General features: G+C 66.6%; 11 protein-coding genes. 8 read left to right on the forward strand and 3 right to left on the reverse strand.

From position 1 onward, the window contains the following. Positions 1 to 156 precede the first annotated feature (156 nt). The 3 genes from ACX5I6_RS08730 to ACX5I6_RS08740 all read left to right on the forward strand — a co-directional run bounded on the left by ACX5I6_RS08730 (position 157) and on the right by ACX5I6_RS08740 (position 3,646). Entirely contained in the window at positions 157 to 1,101 is a 945-nt protein-coding gene (locus tag ACX5I6_RS08730; protein WP_461840193.1) for a carbohydrate ABC transporter permease, read from the forward strand. Next, complete coding sequence (locus tag ACX5I6_RS08735; RefSeq protein WP_285247005.1) at positions 1,091 to 2,035, forward strand: carbohydrate ABC transporter permease; 945 nt, start codon at positions 1,091 to 1,093, stop codon at positions 2,033 to 2,035. The genes ACX5I6_RS08730 and ACX5I6_RS08735 overlap by 11 nt, the downstream gene beginning before the upstream one ends. Before the next feature lie 252 nt (positions 2,036 to 2,287). Then, positions 2,288 to 3,646 (forward strand): ABC transporter substrate-binding protein, encoded by a 1,359-nt coding sequence (locus tag ACX5I6_RS08740; protein WP_461840194.1) that lies wholly within the window; start codon positions 2,288 to 2,290, stop codon positions 3,644 to 3,646. Between the two features lie 151 nt (positions 3,647 to 3,797). Here ACX5I6_RS08740 and ACX5I6_RS08745 read toward each other — a convergent pair whose 3' ends face one another. Further along, positions 3,798 to 5,825, reverse strand: a complete 2,028-nt coding sequence (locus tag ACX5I6_RS08745; protein WP_461840195.1) for a beta-galactosidase — start codon at positions 5,823 to 5,825, stop codon at positions 3,798 to 3,800. A 198-nt stretch (positions 5,826 to 6,023) separates the two neighbouring features. Here ACX5I6_RS08745 and ACX5I6_RS08750 point away from each other — a divergent pair, with 198 nt between their 5' ends. The 5 genes from ACX5I6_RS08750 (at position 6,024) to ACX5I6_RS08770 (ending at position 11,179) form a co-directional block, all read left to right on the forward strand. Further along, complete coding sequence (locus tag ACX5I6_RS08750; RefSeq protein ID WP_461840196.1) at positions 6,024 to 7,313, forward strand: ABC transporter substrate-binding protein; 1,290 nt, start codon at positions 6,024 to 6,026, stop codon at positions 7,311 to 7,313. 46 nt (positions 7,314 to 7,359) lie between these two features. Continuing rightward, positions 7,360 to 8,313, forward strand: coding sequence for a carbohydrate ABC transporter permease (locus tag ACX5I6_RS08755; RefSeq protein WP_026264595.1), 954 nt, complete (start codon positions 7,360 to 7,362; stop codon positions 8,311 to 8,313). Continuing rightward, on the forward strand, positions 8,310 to 9,227 hold the full coding sequence (locus ACX5I6_RS08760; protein WP_461840197.1) for a carbohydrate ABC transporter permease: 918 nt from the start codon (positions 8,310 to 8,312) through the stop codon (positions 9,225 to 9,227). The genes ACX5I6_RS08755 and ACX5I6_RS08760 overlap by 4 nt, the downstream gene beginning before the upstream one ends. An 18-nt stretch (positions 9,228 to 9,245) precedes the next feature. Next, a complete protein-coding gene (locus ACX5I6_RS08765; RefSeq protein WP_461840198.1) occupies positions 9,246 to 9,878 on the forward strand; it encodes a Poxvirus protein I5 in 633 nt (210 codons plus the stop codon). A 125-nt stretch (positions 9,879 to 10,003) separates the two neighbouring features. After that, positions 10,004 to 11,179: an MFS transporter gene (locus ACX5I6_RS08770; RefSeq protein WP_461841692.1), complete on the forward strand. Its 1,176-nt coding sequence runs from the start codon at positions 10,004 to 10,006 to the stop codon at positions 11,177 to 11,179. Here the strand turns inward: ACX5I6_RS08770 and ACX5I6_RS08775 are convergent. Together ACX5I6_RS08775 and ACX5I6_RS08780 are read right to left on the reverse strand one after the other, a co-directional pair. Beyond that, positions 11,166 to 14,417: a family 78 glycoside hydrolase catalytic domain gene (locus tag ACX5I6_RS08775; protein WP_461840199.1), complete on the reverse strand. Its 3,252-nt coding sequence runs from the start codon at positions 14,415 to 14,417 to the stop codon at positions 11,166 to 11,168. The two genes, ACX5I6_RS08770 and ACX5I6_RS08775, sit on opposite strands and share 14 nt — an antisense overlap. After that, entirely contained in the window at positions 14,417 to 15,622 is a 1,206-nt protein-coding gene (locus ACX5I6_RS08780; RefSeq protein ID WP_461840200.1) for a Gfo/Idh/MocA family protein, read from the reverse strand. The genes ACX5I6_RS08775 and ACX5I6_RS08780 overlap by 1 nt, the downstream gene beginning before the upstream one ends. Positions 15,623 to 15,736: the final 114 nt, after the last annotated feature.

Consider the following 15,736-nt stretch of genomic DNA (forward strand, 5'->3'; position numbering starts at 1 on the left):
GGGAGTCCAATTCCCCCCATCGCCTGGCGATGACCGAAACGTGGAGGCCACGATGACCAAAGGAGACCACATGGCCGCAAAGCATATTCCCCGGACGCGCCGTCCGGCCCAGCTGCCGGGCGACGCTTGCCTGCTGTCCGTGACGGAGCAACAACCGTGAGCGCCATCAGCGAACTGTCTTCGTTGAGCCGGCGGAAGGGCAAAGTCACCGCTGAGGAGAAGAAGGCCAACAGGCGGGATAACAAGGCCGCCTATATTTTCCTGCTCCCGTGGCTGGTGGGCCTGGTGGCCATCACCATCGGCCCCATGTTGATGTCCCTCTACCTTTCCTTTACGGACTACAACCTGCTGCAGCCGCCGGAGTGGACGGGGCTGGACAACTTCACCAGGATGCTCAGCGACGCCCGGCTGCACAACTCGTTGCGGGTTACGTTCACGTACGTCCTGGTGGGTGTGCCACTGCAGTTGGCTGTGGCACTGCTGATCGCGCTCGTCCTGGATAAGGGGCTCCGCGGCCTTCCGTTTTACCGTTCCGTGTTCTACCTGCCGTCGCTGCTGGGCGGTTCTGTCGCCGTCGCCATCCTGTGGAAGCAGATCTTCGGCACCACCGGACTGGTCAACCAGGTCCTGGCCATGTTCGGCATCCAGGGTCCCGGCTGGATCTCGGACCCCAGCACGGCCCTGGGATCGATCATCCTGCTGCACGTGTGGACCTTTGGCGCTCCGATGATCATCTTCCTCGCGGGCCTGCGCCAGATCCCCAACATGTACTACGAGGCGGCCAGGGTTGATGGTGCCACCACGCTCCAGCAGTTCTGGCGGATCACCATGCCGCTGCTGAGCCCCATCATCTTCTTCAACCTGGTACTGCAGATCATCGGTTCGTTCCAGTCCTTCACCCAGGCGTTCATCGTCTCCGGCGGCAACGGCGGACCTTCCGACTCAACGATGTTCTTCACCTTGTACCTCTACCAAAAGGGCTTCGGCCAGTTCGACATGGGCTACGCCTCAGCCATGGCGTGGGTGCTGCTGCTCATCATCGGCGTCTTCACCGCCATCAACTTCATCGCTTCTAAGTATTGGGTTTTCTATGACGACTAAGCTTGAGACGCTGCCCACCCCGGACAAGAAGTCCGGGGGCGCCGGCAAGCCTACGAACCGCAAGCCCAGGGTCCGCGAATCCCGGGGAACGCTGGCCTTCAGCAGGGCCCAGCGCGGCAAATCGCTGATGAAGCACGGCATCCTGATCCTGGCCGGCGGGCTGATGATCTATCCGCTCCTGTGGATGGTGGTTTCCTCGCTGCGGCCGAACGACCTGATTTTCCGTGAACCGGGCCTGTGGCTGAACAGCCTGGAAATGAGCAACTACACCTCCGGTTGGTCGGCCCTGACGCACCCGTTCGGCCACTACATGATCAACTCCGCAATCGTGGTGATCGGATCGATCCTGGGCAACCTGGTCTCATGCTCGATGGCTGCCTACGCGTTCGCGCGGCTGCAGTTCACCGCCAAGAAGCTGTTCTTCGGCATCATGCTGCTGACCATCATGCTCCCGTTCCACGTGGTGATCGTGCCGCAGTACATCCTGTTCTCGCAGATCGGCTGGGTGAATACTTTCTGGCCGCTGATCGTCCCCAAGCTGCTGGCCACGGATGCGTTCTTCGTCTTCCTCATGGTGCAGTTCATCCGCGGCATCCCCAAGGAGCTTGACGAGGCCGCGAGGATCGACGGAGCCGGCCACCCGCGCATCTTCCTTCGCGTGATCCTGCCGCTGATGGTGCCGGCCCTGGCCACCACCACGATCTTCACGTTCATCTGGACCTGGAACGACTTCTTCGGCGCCCTGATCTACCTCACGGACCCGGATATGTTCACCGTTCCGGTGGCACTGCGCGCGTTCGTCGACTCGCAGTCCGCCACCAGCTGGGGATCCTTGTTTGCAATGTCCATCGTGTCCCTGCTGCCGGTCTTCCTGGTGTTCCTGTTCGGCCAGCGGTTCCTGATCAAGGGCATCGCCACCACGGGCATCAAGTAACGCCGGGCCTCACCCCGGCGCCACGCGCCCCTGCCTCACCTGTTTGAACGGCCCGTCGCCAGCGACGGGCCGTTCGTGCGTCATGGGATGGAAGCACTTCGCCTAACATCTTGTAATACAAGTTTTAGACTTGTAGTATCAGATGCAGAAAGCGATTTCGCGGCTTAGGTGCAGTCTTCGAAACCTCGACGGCTGCGGCCAGGCCACCCCCAACATCACCGCACCTTGATCAAAGAAGATCGGAGTTACACAGTGCCGCTTTTTCCCCGTCCTGCATTTGCTGCCAAGCAGCCGGCAGGGGCACCACCTTCACGCGCACCGCGCCGAACCCGGACGGCGGGTGCTGTCGCAGCCGCAGTCGCCGCAGTCATGGCCCTCAGTGCCTGCGGCGGGGGAGCCGCTCCGCAGAGCGCTGACGGAACCGTTGAGCTTCGCTTCTCCTGGTGGGGCGGCGACAAGCGCGCCCAGTTGACACAGGAAGCCATCAAGCAGTTCGAAGCCGAAAATCCCAAAATCAAGATCAAACCGGAATTCGGCGACTGGAGCGGTTACTGGGACAAGCTCGCCACCCAGGTGGCGGCCAATGACGCCCCGGACATCATCCAGATGGACGAAAAATACATCACTGAATACTCCAGCCGCGGCGCGCTCCTGGATCTTTCCAAGTACGACATCGACACCTCCAAACTGGATGAAGCGGCCCTGAATGCCGGCAAGAGCCAGAAAGGCCTGACGGGCATCGCGGCCGGCATCAACGCCGCCACCATCCTGGCCAATCCCGCAGTTTTCCAGGCCGCCGGCGTTCCGCTGCCGGATGACACCAAATGGACCTGGGACGACTTTGGCCGGATCGCCGCCGAGATCACCGCGAAGTCGCCAAAGGGCACCTACGGCGCGGCAGCTTACGGAACGGATGAAGCCTCCCTGGGAGTCTGGCTCCGGCAGGACGGCAAGTCCCTCTACACGTCCGACGGCAAACTGGGCTTTGAGCCCGGTGACATCGCGGAATGGTGGGCGTTCCTGAAGGAGCTGAGCCAGAAGAAGGCCGTGCCCTCAGCGTCCGAGGTGGTTGAGGCTGAAGCCGCTCCGCTTGACCAGAGCGGACTGGCGACCGGCAAGAATGCGATGGCGTTCTGGTGGTCCAACCAGGCGCCGGCCCTTGAGAAGGCCAGTGGCGGAGACCTCAAGATCCTGCGGTTCCCCACCAAGACGGGCTCGGCGGCCGACGCGGAGCTTTGGTACAAAGCCTCGCAGTTCTGGTCCGCTTCCTCGCGCACCAAGCACCCGCAGGAAACTGCCAAGTTCATCAACTTCCTGACCAACAACGTCAAGGCCGGCGAAGCGCTCCTGGCGGACCGCGGCGTCTACCCCAACTCGGATGTCCGGGCCGCCATCCAGCCCAAACTGACCCCGGCCGACGTCAAGGTGGTCACCTTCATCGACCAGATCAAGGGCGAACTTGGCGAAGCCCCGGCGCCGCCGCCAAAGGGTGCGGGAGCCATCCAGGAAATCATCAAGCGGTACACGTCGGAAGTCCTGTTCGACCGCCTGTCACCGGCCGACGCGGGCAAGAAGGCAACCGACGAGATGAAGTCGGCCATCAGCAACTGATCTTCACACCGCCAACACGGCTCCGGACACCTCGGGCGGGTAACGCCCCACCCGAGGCGTCCGACGGCGGGTGGCAGCTCGCCCCGGCGGGAACCGATGGTTCCTTCCGGGGCGGAGCTGTTTCCCAGGCCCGTGCCGCCGTCGGCCGTCCTTAGGGCTGCGCCTGGCCCTCCGCCACCACCGCTACGCCGCCGGCAGGAACCGAGCCCGGGAACGGCTCTCCGGTCAGCAGGTCCAGGCCGGTGGCCGACACGGCGGCATCGGCCCTCGTGTGGTTGATGGCGAAGAGGTAGCTGCGCCCCTCGGCGGACAGGCGCCGCACCAGTTCCACCCCGGGATCGGCAGCGGCGACGGGGGAAACGCCTGATTCGGCCAGCAGCTTGTCGACCAGGGCCTCAATGCCGTCGGCGTCGGGGAAGGTGGCCAGGTACCAGGCGGCCCCTGACCCGACAGCCCGCCGGGTCAGGGAGGGGACACCCTCCAGGGGGTATTCGGTAAAGGCCTGCATCACTTCGGCGCCGGCAAGGTGGACATGCTCGCTCCAGATGGACGAGGTGCTCCCGTCGCTCAACTTCAGCTGGGCCCCGGCCAGCAGCGGGTGGAACTCCTCCACCCGGACGCCCAGGAGATCGCGGAACGCGCCCGGGTAGCCGCCGAGCAGCACATGGTCCTGAGCGTCCACGATGCCGCTGAAATAGCTGACCAGGACCGTGGCCCCGCGCGAAGCCGCGGCGGCGATGGTGGCGGCGGACTCATCGGACACGGCGTACAGCGTGCATACCAGGACCAGGTCGTAGCCGGCCAGTGACGTTGAGGGATGCACCAGGTCCACGGAGATGCCGCGGAGGACCAGCGACCGGTGGAACGCCCTCAGCAGCTCCAGGTACTTCACGTCGATGCTCGGCTTGGAGTCGATTTCACCGGCCCACCAGGCCTCGTAGTCGAAGACAATGGCGGCACGCGACCGGACCCGCGAACCGCGTACGGGTTCGAGGCGCTGCAGGGCCGCGCCAAGCTCCACCACCTCACGCCACACCCGCGTGTCCCGTCCCCCGTGCGGCACCATGGCGGAGTGGAACTTCTCCGACCCCGCGAAGCTTTGCCGCCACTGGAAGAACATCACGGCGTCCGCCCCGCGGGCCACGTGGGCCAGCGAATTGCGCAGCATCTCGCCGGGCATCTTGGGTTGGTTGCGCGGCTGCCAGTTGACCGCCGACGTCGAATGTTCCATCAGGATCCACGGGTCACCGCCCGCAATGCCGCGCGTGAGGTCCGCGCTGAACGCGAGTTCCAGGTGGCGTTCCGGGTCCGCGGCCACGAGGTAGTGGTCGTTGGCGATGACGTCCAGGTCTTTGGCCCAGCTGAAGTAGTCCATGGATTTGGTGGCACTTGAGGCCATCAGGTTGGTGGTGCAGGGGATGTCCGGGGTCACCTCGCGAAGGACGGCCACCAGCTCCCGGTAGTAGTCCATCAGCGCCCACGAGCTGAACCGCTGGAAGTCCAGTTGCTGGCCCGGGTTCAGGGTGGACGGTGCGACGGCGGGCGGCAGGATTTCCTCGAAGGAGCCGTAGTTCTGGGACCAGAATGCCGTGCCCCAGGAAGCGTTCAAGGCAGCGATGCTCCCGTACCGGCGTTCAAGCCAGGTGCGGAAGGCGGCTGCGTCCTCTTCGCCGTAGAACTCCGAGACGTGGCAGCCCAGTTCGTTGTCCACATGCCACAGTGCCAGCGCGGGGTGGTCCTTGTAGCGTTCGGCGAGTGCGCGGGTGATCCCGGCGGCGTAGCGGCGGTACACGGCCGACGACGGCGTGTAGTGCCGCCGTGAGCCCGGTCCCAGCACGGTCCCGTCAGCCCTGACCGGCAGGATTTCCGGGTGTTTGCGCACCAGCCAGGCCGGAGGTGCGGCGGTGGCGGTGGCCAGGGCCACTTTCACGCCGATCCCGGCGAGGTTGTCCAGTACTTCGTCCAGCCAGCCGAACTCGTAGTGCCCTTCGGCGGGTTCCAGCAGGGCCCAGGAGAAAATGCCGACGCTGAGGAAATTCACGCCCGCCTCCTGCATGAGCTCCAAATCCTCCAGCCGGACACTCGCGGGCCATTGCTCAGGGTTGTAGTCGCCCCCGAACGCGATGCCTTCGACCGTGGACCAAACGCTCGACGGGCGGGTGCTTTCCTGCTGTGTCATGGGACTCCTTCGTCAACTGAGGGGCTGGCTTACGGTGAGGAAACGCTTTCTTGGATAGCGCTTGCCTGAGGGCTTGGAAAACGCTTGCCCATTCATTCGAATGCAGCTATTGTATCGTTTCAGGCGCCGTGTTAGCCAGCTCACTACTTCCGTTGTAGACCGAGCCGAGGCAGGCACCCATTGAGCAAGGAGGCTCCCGTGATCGACAGAAGGCATTTCCTCACAACCGTGGCCATTGGCACCGTATCTGCCGCAGCCCTGGCAGCCTGCGGGAACGGAGGCAGCTCGTCCGGCCAGACCGGAACCGCCGAAAAACCCGTGACCATCAACTACACCTGGTGGGGCAACGACGACCGCGCCGAGCGGACCCGCAAGGCCATCGCCCTGTTCGAGTCGAAGAACCCGGATATCAAGGTCAACGGCAACTTCACGGACTTCGCCGGCTACTGGCAGAAGCGCGCCACCGAAGCGGCCGGCGGCGGCCTGCCTGACGTGATGCAGTGGGACCTGTCCTACCTTCGCGATTACGGCCAGCGCAACCAGCTCCTGGACCTGGGCACGGTGAAGATCGATACCTCCGCGTTCGAGAAATCACTCCTGCCGTCCGGCCAGATCAAGGGCAAGACCTACGGCATCCCCACCAGCACCAACGCCTTCGCGGTCTACTACGATCCCGCCAAGCTGGCCTCCCTGGGCATCGCCGAACCCACCGGCAAGTGGACCTGGTCCGAATTCCAGGCCTTCCTGAAGGAAGTTGGGGACAAGGGCAACGGCACCCTCTACGGCTCCACGGACTTCACCGGTGTCTGGTGGCAGTTCAACATCTGGCTCCGGCAGAAGAATATCCAGGCCTTCACCAGCGACGGGAAGCTGGGATTCAGCAAGGACGACCTGAAGACCTGGTGGAACCTCAACTCCAAGCTGCGCGGCACCCAGGCCATCGTGCCGGAAGACAGGGTCACCCAGCTCAAGCCCAAGTCGCCGTTCGGCTCCAACGTCAGTGCCGCCGAGGTCACCTGGGACAACTTCATGGCCGGGTACCTGGCTGACAGCGGTGCCAAGCAACTCAAGCTGGTACCGGTACCCTCGGACGACCCGAACAACCTGGGCCTGTTCCTGAAGCCGTCCATGCTGATGGTGGCCAGCGCCAAGACCAAGTTCAAGGACGCTGCCGCACGCTTCATCGATTTCATGGTCAACGATCCCGAGGTGGGCCAGATCTTCAAGACCTCCCGCGGCGTTCCGGCCTCCAAGACCCAGCGCGACGGCACCACCTTCGACGGTGCCGACAAGCTGGTGGTCGATTACGAGAAGTCCATCGAGCAGTACCTCAAAGACGCACCCGAGCCGCCCATCGTCGGTTTCGGCACGCTGGAAGCATCGTTCGGCCGGATCGCCTCCGACCTCAACTACGGCAAGCTCACCGTTGACGGTGCCGTCGACGCGTGGTTCAAGGAAGCCGAAGACCTCATCAAGCAGAACGCCTGATCCGGCCAGTGCCTGATCGAGTGTTCACGACTGACGGATTGAACTCGTGACTCAAAGCCCAACCCTGAGCAGGCGCCAGGGGCACTCCGGTACCGCGTTGCCGCGCAAGTCGCGGCAGCGCGGGGCGGATGCCCGCGCCGGTTACACCTTCCTGCTGCCCTGGCTGCTGGGTTTCATCGCCCTGACGGTCGGGCCGATGATCTCCTCCCTGTACCTCTCGTTCACCAACTACAACCTGTTCGAGCCGCCCAAGTGGATCGGCTTCGACAACTACGCCACCCTCTTCCAGGACGAACGCTTCCTGCAGTCCGTGGGCGTGACCCTCTCCTACGTGGTCTTCGGTACCCCGCTCAAGCTCGCCGCGGCCCTGGCAGTGGCGATGCTGCTGAACAGCAAGCGCCGCGGCCAGGGCTTCTACCGGTCGGCGTTCTACGCCCCGTCCCTGATCGGGGCCTCGGTGTCCATCGCGATCGTCTGGAAGGCCATGTTCGGCGATTCCGGGCCGGTGGACCAGGGCCTGTCCTTCTTCGGGATCAACATCGGCGGCTGGGTGGGGAATCCGTCCATGACCATGCCCATGATGATCCTGCTGACCGTGTGGCAGTTCGGCGCCCCGATGGTGATTTTCCTGGCCGGCCTGAAGCAGATCCCGGGCGAACTCTACGAGGCGGCATCGATGGACGGTGCCGGTCCGGTCCGGAAGTTCTTCAACATCACCTGGCCCATGCTCTCGCCGGTGATCTTCTTCAACCTCCTGATGGAAACCATCCACGCGTTCCAGATCTTCGCGTCGGCCTACATCATCTCCAACGGTGACGGCGGCCCCGCCGGCTCCACCCTCTTCTACACCCTCTACCTGTACCTGCGCGGCTTCAGCGACTTCCGGATGGGCTACGCCTCGGCCATGGCCTGGCTGCTGGTGATCGTGGTCGGCATCATCACGCTGATCTTCTTCCGCACCTCCAAGTCCTGGGTCCACTACAGCGGTGATGCAAAATGACAACCACGGCAACCCCCGTCCAGCCGGCCCCCGGTGCCACCGCCCCGGCCTACAACCCGAAGTCCGAATCCACCACTGCCAAACGCGCCAAGAGCACCATCTTCCACGCCGCAGCCCTCCTGCTGACCTGCGTGGTGCTCTACCCGGCCCTGTGGATGATCGCCTCCGCGTTCAAACCCAACTCCGAAATCGGCGGCCAGAACACGTCGCTGTGGTCCAACAACTTCAGCTTTGACAACTTCGCCACCGCGATGGATGGCATCGGCGGGGTCTCCACCCTGCAGTTCTTCACCAACTCGCTGATCCTGGCCATCGGCGCCGTCGCCGGCACCATCCTCTCCGCGAGCGTGTCCGCCTACGCCTTCGCCCGGATCAAATTCCCCGGCCGCAGCGTGTTCTTCGGCATGATGATCGCCACCTTGTTGCTGCCGTTCCACGTGGTGATCATCCCGCAGTACATCATCTTCCAGCAGCTCGGACTGGTGGATACCTACGTCCCCCTGCTCATCGGCAAGTTCCTCGCCGGAGACGCGTTCTTCGTGTTCCTGATGGTGCAGTTCATGCGCAACCTGCCCGCCGAACTCGACGAAGCAGCCCGCATCGACGGCGCAGGGCACGTCCGGATCTTCACCTCCATCATGCTGCCCCTGATGAAACCGGCCCTGATCTCCACCTCGATCTTCTCCTTCATCTGGAGCTGGAACGACTTCCTGGGCCCGCTGCTATACCTGAACACCCCCGACAAATACCCGCTGCCCCTGGCCCTGCGCCTCTTCGTGGACCAAACCCAGTCCTCGGACTACGGCGCCATGATCGCCATGTCCGTCCTGGCCCTGCTCCCCGTCCTGATCTTCTTCCTGATCTTCCAGCGGTACATCGTCGAGGGCGTTTCCACCCAGGGCCTCAAGGGCTAACGGTCAACGGAGAGAAAAATGAGCGCCATGGACAGCACCACCCCCGTTTCCGGCCACGAGCCCATTCCGGTGAACCGGTTTGCCCTGTTCTCCGAAACCCTCCTGGCAGGCCTGCTGGTGCTGGTGCTGTCCATCCCGCTGGTGACCCTCCCGGCCGCCTACGCGGCCGGCATCGCCCACCTGGAACGGCACCTGGCCGGCCGGGATGATTCCGTCCGCGGACTCTGGAGCCTCTTCAAGGCGGCCCTGCCCGGCAGCTGGAAGCTGGGCCTCACGACGGCGGCGGCCGGCGTCGTGATTGTCCTCAACCTTTTGCTCGCCTGGGTGGGGCAACTGCCGGGCCGTGGAGTGGTGCTTCCCGCCACCCTGGTCCTGGCGGCCGGAGCGGCGGTCGTGCTGCTCCGCACCGCCTCGGCCTGGACCGACGCAACCGGCCACGGCACCTCCGCAGGGGATTCCTGGCGCACGGCCCTCCAGGCCGGGCAGGCAATGACCCTGCGCGACTGGACCGGTTCGCTGCTGCTCGCGGCCGCGCTGTTCTGCGCCGCGGTGTTCGTCTGGATGCTCGCGGCACTCTTCGTGGTAGTCCCCGGCACCCTCATCCTCGCCGCGGCGGCAGTGAAACTGCGCTCCGGCCGGCCCCGACGCTAGCTGTGCCGTTCCGCCGCGCCCGAACCGAACAACGCGCCCGTACCGAACTACGCGGCCAACCCGGGCCCGGCCAACCCCGCTGGTACCACCCGCTGAAGCTGCACAACTACCGGCTGTTCCTGGGCATGCAGCTGGCCGGCAGCCTGGGGGTGTGGATGCAGCGCCTGGCCCAGGACTGGCTGGTGCTGCAGCTGACCGGAAGCCCCGCAGCGGTGGGCGCCGCCGTCGCCCTGCAGTTCCTGCCCATGCTGGTGGTGGGCCCGCTGGCCGGACTGGTGGTGGACCTCTTCCCCAAGCGCCGGATCATGATGGTGTGCCAGTCCGTCATCGTGCTGCTGGGCATTGGCCTCGCTGCCTGGGTCGCGAGCGGCACCCTGACCGTATGGGTGGTGTACGCCAGCTGCGTCGCCTTGGGCATCACGGCGGCGGTGGACCAGCCCACCAGGCAGGTCTTCGTCAATGAAGTGGTGGGGGACGCCGCGCTGCGGCCGGCCATCGGACTGAACAATGCACTGTCCCAACTGGGCGGCATGGCCGGGCCGGCTTTGGGCGGGGTCCTCATCGCCCAGGCCGGACCGGCGGCGGCCTTTGCCGCCAACGCGCTGATCGGCATGGGTGTCCTGGGCCTGATCACCGCCATCCGGACCAGCGAGCTGTATCCCGGCCCGCGCGCAGGACGCGGCCGGGGCCAGGTGCTTGCCGGCCTCCACTACGTCCGGGAGCGGCCGCGGCTCCTGCTCCTCATCCTCCTCGCCGGCCTGCTGGGCGCCTTCGGGATGAACGGGCCGGTGGTCCTGGCGGCGTTTGCCGAGCGGGTGTGGCACAACGGCGTGGAAGGCTTCGGCCTCTTCAACACCGTCAGTGCCGTTGGCGCCCTGGCCGGGGCGCTCCTGGCCGCGCGGCTTGGCACCATGGGCCGGAAAGGCATTGTGGCTGCGGCCGGCCTCTTCGGCTTGTCCCAGCTGCTGGCGGCGCTCATGCCCACCGTGGGCCTCTTCACTGCCATGCTGGTGGTGGTCGGCATGATGACTCTGCTGTTCCTCACCAGCGCCGCCACCGCCGTCCAGCTCGAGGCCGGTCCCGCCATCCGCGGCCGCGTCATGGCCCTGTACCTGCCACTCCTGCTGGGCGGACATGCGCTCGGTGGCCTCCTGGCCGGCTGGCTGACCGAGCAGTTCGGAGTCCGTGCGGGCCTGGTGGCCACCGGCTGCCTGGGCATGTTGTCCGCCGGGGTCATCGGCCTCCTGCTCTGGCGGCACGGGCGGCGCACCCGTCCTGCAGTGGCAACTACCGGGGCGTAAAGATCCAGGTGCCGGTGTGCACGCGGAATTCCCTGGCGGCGCTGTCCGCGGTGCCCAACGGGGCGGAAGGTACCGGGGCGGCATCCGCAGTGGGCCCCTTGACCCCGTAGGTGCCGGCGGGCAGCCGCACGGTGGCAGTGGTGCCCGGTGGAACCGTGCACTCCAGCTCCACCGAACCACCGCGCCTGCGCCAACCCGCCTGTACGTATCCGTTGTCCACCGGGATACTGCCGCGGGCGTGCTCCAAGCGGCACAGCGGCGGTTCAATCACCACCGCGGTGCCGCCGGGCAAGGCGTACCGGATGCCGAGCAGGTGCTCAAGGATCTCCTTGAGCACGGACGCGGACCAGGCGTGCGACTGGCTGTAGTCGGTCCCCTCGGCCAGGTCCCAGGCTTCCCAGGTGAAGGTGGCTCCGCGGTCCAGGAGCCGTGCCCAGCCGGGCTGGTCTTTGGCGGTGAGGAGGTCCAGGACGGCGTCCATGCGGCCCTGGCGGACCAGGGCACGGACCAGCCGGTGCACCGTCATGGGACCCTGCAGCATGCCCATTCCGGCGATCCGGGCGGCATCGGCGTCCGCGTGGCCGGGGTCCGTGATGCCCAGTGAGAGCGGGAAGGACGTGGCGTGCTGGGAGGCGTGGGAACTGGGTGTCCCGTCCTCATGGAGCCCGTCCACCATGACCCCGCCAACCCGCAGCCGGCCGCGGATCGCGCCGGCCAGCGCACGGGCCGCCGTGGCGTAGCGGACGGCGGCGTCTTCCTTGCCGGCCGCGTTGCAGAGCCGTGCCGTTGACACCAGCGCCGAGTAGGCCTGGGCGTTGACGGTGGTCTTGGCCGCGCACTCCATGTCGTAGCCGAACCGGCCGGGTGCGGGCCAGTCCACGATGCCGTGCAGGTAGGGGCCCGAGCCGCCGCCCAGCCTGGTGACCAGTCCCGCGGTCGGGCCTTCCGCCGGAATGCAGCGCAGCGCGTAGTCGGCCGTGTCGCACAGGTGGGGGAGCAGTTCGCGGACCAGGCCCAAGTCTCCGGAGCGAAGGTGGTACTCCTCCGCCCACTCCGGCAGCATCAGGGAGAAATCGGGGATGTCGCGCTTGCCATCGCCGTTGGGATAGACGGCGTTGTACCGGCCCTTGTCCGCCCCGGTGTTCCAGTAGCGGCGGGCTGACCAGGCGAATTCCCGCAGTGCCTGCGCCGTGTAGGCGTGTTCGCCGAAGAACGCCATGGTGGCGTAGGAAATGTTGGCGGCGTCGGCCAGGAACTGGCCTTTTTCCCGGGTGGGAGTGTCCACGAACTGCTCCTGGACACCGTAGAGCGCAGAATCGCGCAGCAGCCCGACGACCTCGTCCAGGACGGGGTCGGAACTCTTGAAGCTGCCCTCGCCTGGGTGGTTGCCGTAGACCGTGACGGCGCCGACGCGTGACACGTCCGCGGCCTCCACGCCCGGCAGTTCCAGGTAGCGGAAGCCGAGGTGGACCGAGGCCCGGAACTGCTGTGGCCCGGCGGTTTGGGTGTAGGGGAAGGACATGTCCGTGTTCTGGCTGGGGGTCTTTCCGGCATCCACCCTGCCGTCCGGGCGCAGGACGTAGCCGGCACGCAGCATGACCGTGCGCCCCGGGACGCCGGCCAGGAAGTCCACCTCAGGCCGGGCCGGGATGACGCGCCCGAAGTCCGCCACCATGGTGCCGTCCTCCGCGGCAAGGAACCGCCGCGGTGCCACGAACTCCCCGCCCAGGAACGTCCGGCGGGCGTGCAGCCGGGGAAAGTCCGACGACGGGTGCCGGCCAACGCTGATGGCAGCAGGAAGGTCCTCGGTGATGTCCAGGGACGCTGCGGCCTCGCCATCCAGGTGCTCCACGGGGTCGCCCTCGTCATTGCGGTAGCCCGACTGGCGGTACGGGGCCTCGCCGGCACGCCAGCCGGGGCCTGAGACAAGGACGTCCCGCCGTCCGTCGTCGTAGTCAACACTCAGCCTGACCAACAGGCCGGGAACACCTGCGGCGCGGCCCTGGCCCGGACCGTACCAGTGGAGGAGGGCCGTCACCGGCAAGGGCGTACCGGCCGGATGTGCCGCCAGGACCCCGGTGACGTCGGCGGCATCGAAATACCCCTCGCCGGGGTAGCCGAATGAGGTGGTGCCGAGGCAGGGCGTCCCGGCCACCGAAACCTGCGCATGGTGGTGTGCCGCCACGAAGAGCCTGGCCCGCCGGACCGTCCCGTCCAGCGCCATGGTGCCCCGGAACAGGGTCCACTCGTCGGGCTGCCGGTGCCCGGTGGCGCGGTCCCATTGTGCCAACGAGGCAAGCGCTTCGTCCTCGCCGGCATCAAAATGGTGCTCCAGCAGGACGTCCCCGGAACGGCCGGGAACCTCTCCGGTGATGCGGAACCGGGCGTACTCCGCCTGGCTCCGGGGTCCCTGGTGCAGGGCGGCCCTTCCGCCGTTGCCCGGGGATGCCGGTACGTCAACCACCAGCAGTTCCGTTCCGTCCAGCGACACCCGGATGCTCTGCCCGTCGTCGCTGATATCCAGGTCCTGCCACGATCCGGGGCCAGGTTGCCGGTCTCCTGCCGGTGCGGCGGTCCCCAGGACCTCGGAATCCGGGGCGGCGGGGGAGGGGATTTCCCAGTCCGGAGTGCGGCGGAGTACCAGTTCTCCGGCCGGGCCCAGTTCGAGCAGCAGGCCCGTCCCGGGTCCGCTGCTCCGCAGGATAATGCCGGCTTTGCCCATGACGGGCCGGAGCCGGGCCTGGATCCGGACGCTGCGGAGGGCGGGGCACGGAAGAGGCAGGAACGGCGAGCCCGCCACCCGCAGGGCGCGGTTGTGGATTTCCAGCGGTGCCCGCCCGCCCGGGGCCCGGCTGATCCAGCCGGCCTGCCAGGACGCATCCGTCAGGCCGGTGCTGAAGGGTTGCGGGGAAGACCAGAAGCCCGGGTTGCCGGCAGCATCGCGGATGCGCACCCGCCAGGCGAAGTCGGAGTCGTCCGCCAGGGCGGGACCCCCATAGGGCACGCCGCTCTGGGAGGCGGAAGCCACCGCGCCTGAACTCCACACCAGCTTGCCCAGGGTGTCCCGGACCTCAATTTCGTAGCCGGTCTGCCGTGCCAGGACGGGATCGTCGCCGTCGTCCTGGGCAAGCTGCCAGCTGAAGGCGGAGGCAGGTGAAGCAGTCAGGCAGGGGGAAAGCCCGTCCGTCAGCAGGTTGGCTGCGTGGAGGTGCCCGGCGTCTTGGAGTTGGCCTTCCATCAGGAGGCCGGAATATCGAAGGTGGCCGGGGCAGACTTGGCCCAGGGGAGTCCCAGCTCGCTGAAGGTGGCGTGCTCCCGGCCCGCACGTTCCAGCGCGTCTTCAATGCCTGCCACGACGGCGTGGGCCGAGTCGCCGTCGCCCTGCCACCGGACGTGGGCGGGATCGATGGGGGAGGGCAGCGGCGCCGTCCGGACCGCTTCCAGCACCAGCATGAAGGCTCCGCTGTCCGGCAGGCTGCTGGTGAGCTGAACGCCGGTGGCGCGGTGGGCCAGCAGGTTCTCGGTGAGGTCATCGCGGCCATACGTTTGCTCGGTGCGCCCGGCTGCGGTTTCAACGCTGAGCCGGTCCTCGGTGTAGTGGAACACGGCGGTACCGGCCGAGCCCTGGAGGGTCACGTAGGGCTCAACGGATTCGGACGCACAGATGGTCAGCGCGCAGGTGATGGGCAGGCCCGGAGTGGTGCGGATCCGGATCACGGAGGTGTCATCCGATTCGATGTCGTTGGCCCGGTACAGCTCGGTCTCCACGGATGCGATGTCAGCGGTGGTGCGCGCCCCGGCAATCCGGAGGGCGGTTGCTACGGCATGCGCCAACGGATTGGTGGCGACGCCATCCACCACGTCCACCCCGTTGATGCTGCGTTTCCCGGCCCAGCGCGAGCGTTTGTAGTACGCCCGGTCCCGGACCCAGCGGCCGGTGGCCGAGATCCCCTCCAAGGTGCCGATGGTGCCGGCCGCGAGCAGTTCCTCGATGGCCCGCAGGGCGTGCGAACCGAGGCTTTGGAACCCGATCTGGACGCCGCGGCCGGAATCCGCCGCCGCGGCACACAGCCGGTTGAAATCGGCAAGGGACGCGACGGGGGGTTTCTCCAAGTACAGCTCCGCGTCCGTGGCAAGGGCAGCCAGGGCCAGCGGGGCGTGCGTCTGGATGGGGGTGGCCACGATGACCAGGTCCAGGTCCCCGGCCGCCTGGAGGAGTTCATCGAGCCCGGGGTGGATGGCGGCCGACGGCGGCACGGCACCTGGTGCGGGCGGCTGCGGATCGGCAACCGCCACCAGCTCGACGGCGCCTGCCGCCTGCAGGCGTTCCAGGTTCCGGAGGTGGTGGGTGCCAAAGCCGTGCACGCCCACCAGTGCCACCCGCGCCGCAGTCCTTGGGGCGGTTCCGGCGTCCTTGCCGGCCGCTTCCGTTGCCGTTCCCATCTTTCTCCGTCCTGCCCGTCCGGGCACCAGCCTGTAGCGCGGGCCATCATCCAGCAAGCGCTTTCCACCGTTCAGTGTGCGGCATGAAGGCATTGCCAGTCCAGCTATGTAACG

The organism is Arthrobacter sp. MMS24-T111, from assembly GCF_054888995.1.

Excerpts from the sequence above, each read along its gene's own strand:
- ACX5I6_RS08735 (WP_285247005.1), top strand. The coding sequence starts at position 1,091 with ATGACGACTAAGCTTGAGACGCTGCCCACCCCGGACAAGAAGTCCGGG.
- ACX5I6_RS08745 (WP_461840195.1), bottom strand. The coding sequence starts at position 5,825 with ATGACACAGCAGGAAAGCACCCGCCCGTCGAGCGTTTGGTCCACGGTC.
- ACX5I6_RS08760 (WP_461840197.1), top strand. The coding sequence starts at position 8,310 with ATGACAACCACGGCAACCCCCGTCCAGCCGGCCCCCGGTGCCACCGCC.
- ACX5I6_RS08765 (WP_461840198.1), top strand. The coding sequence starts at position 9,246 with ATGAGCGCCATGGACAGCACCACCCCCGTTTCCGGCCACGAGCCCATT.
- ACX5I6_RS08770 (WP_461841692.1), top strand. The coding sequence starts at position 10,004 with ATGCAGCTGGCCGGCAGCCTGGGGGTGTGGATGCAGCGCCTGGCCCAG.
- ACX5I6_RS08775 (WP_461840199.1), bottom strand. The coding sequence starts at position 14,417 with ATGGAAGGCCAACTCCAAGACGCCGGGCACCTCCACGCAGCCAACCTG.
- ACX5I6_RS08780 (WP_461840200.1), bottom strand. The coding sequence starts at position 15,622 with ATGGGAACGGCAACGGAAGCGGCCGGCAAGGACGCCGGAACCGCCCCA.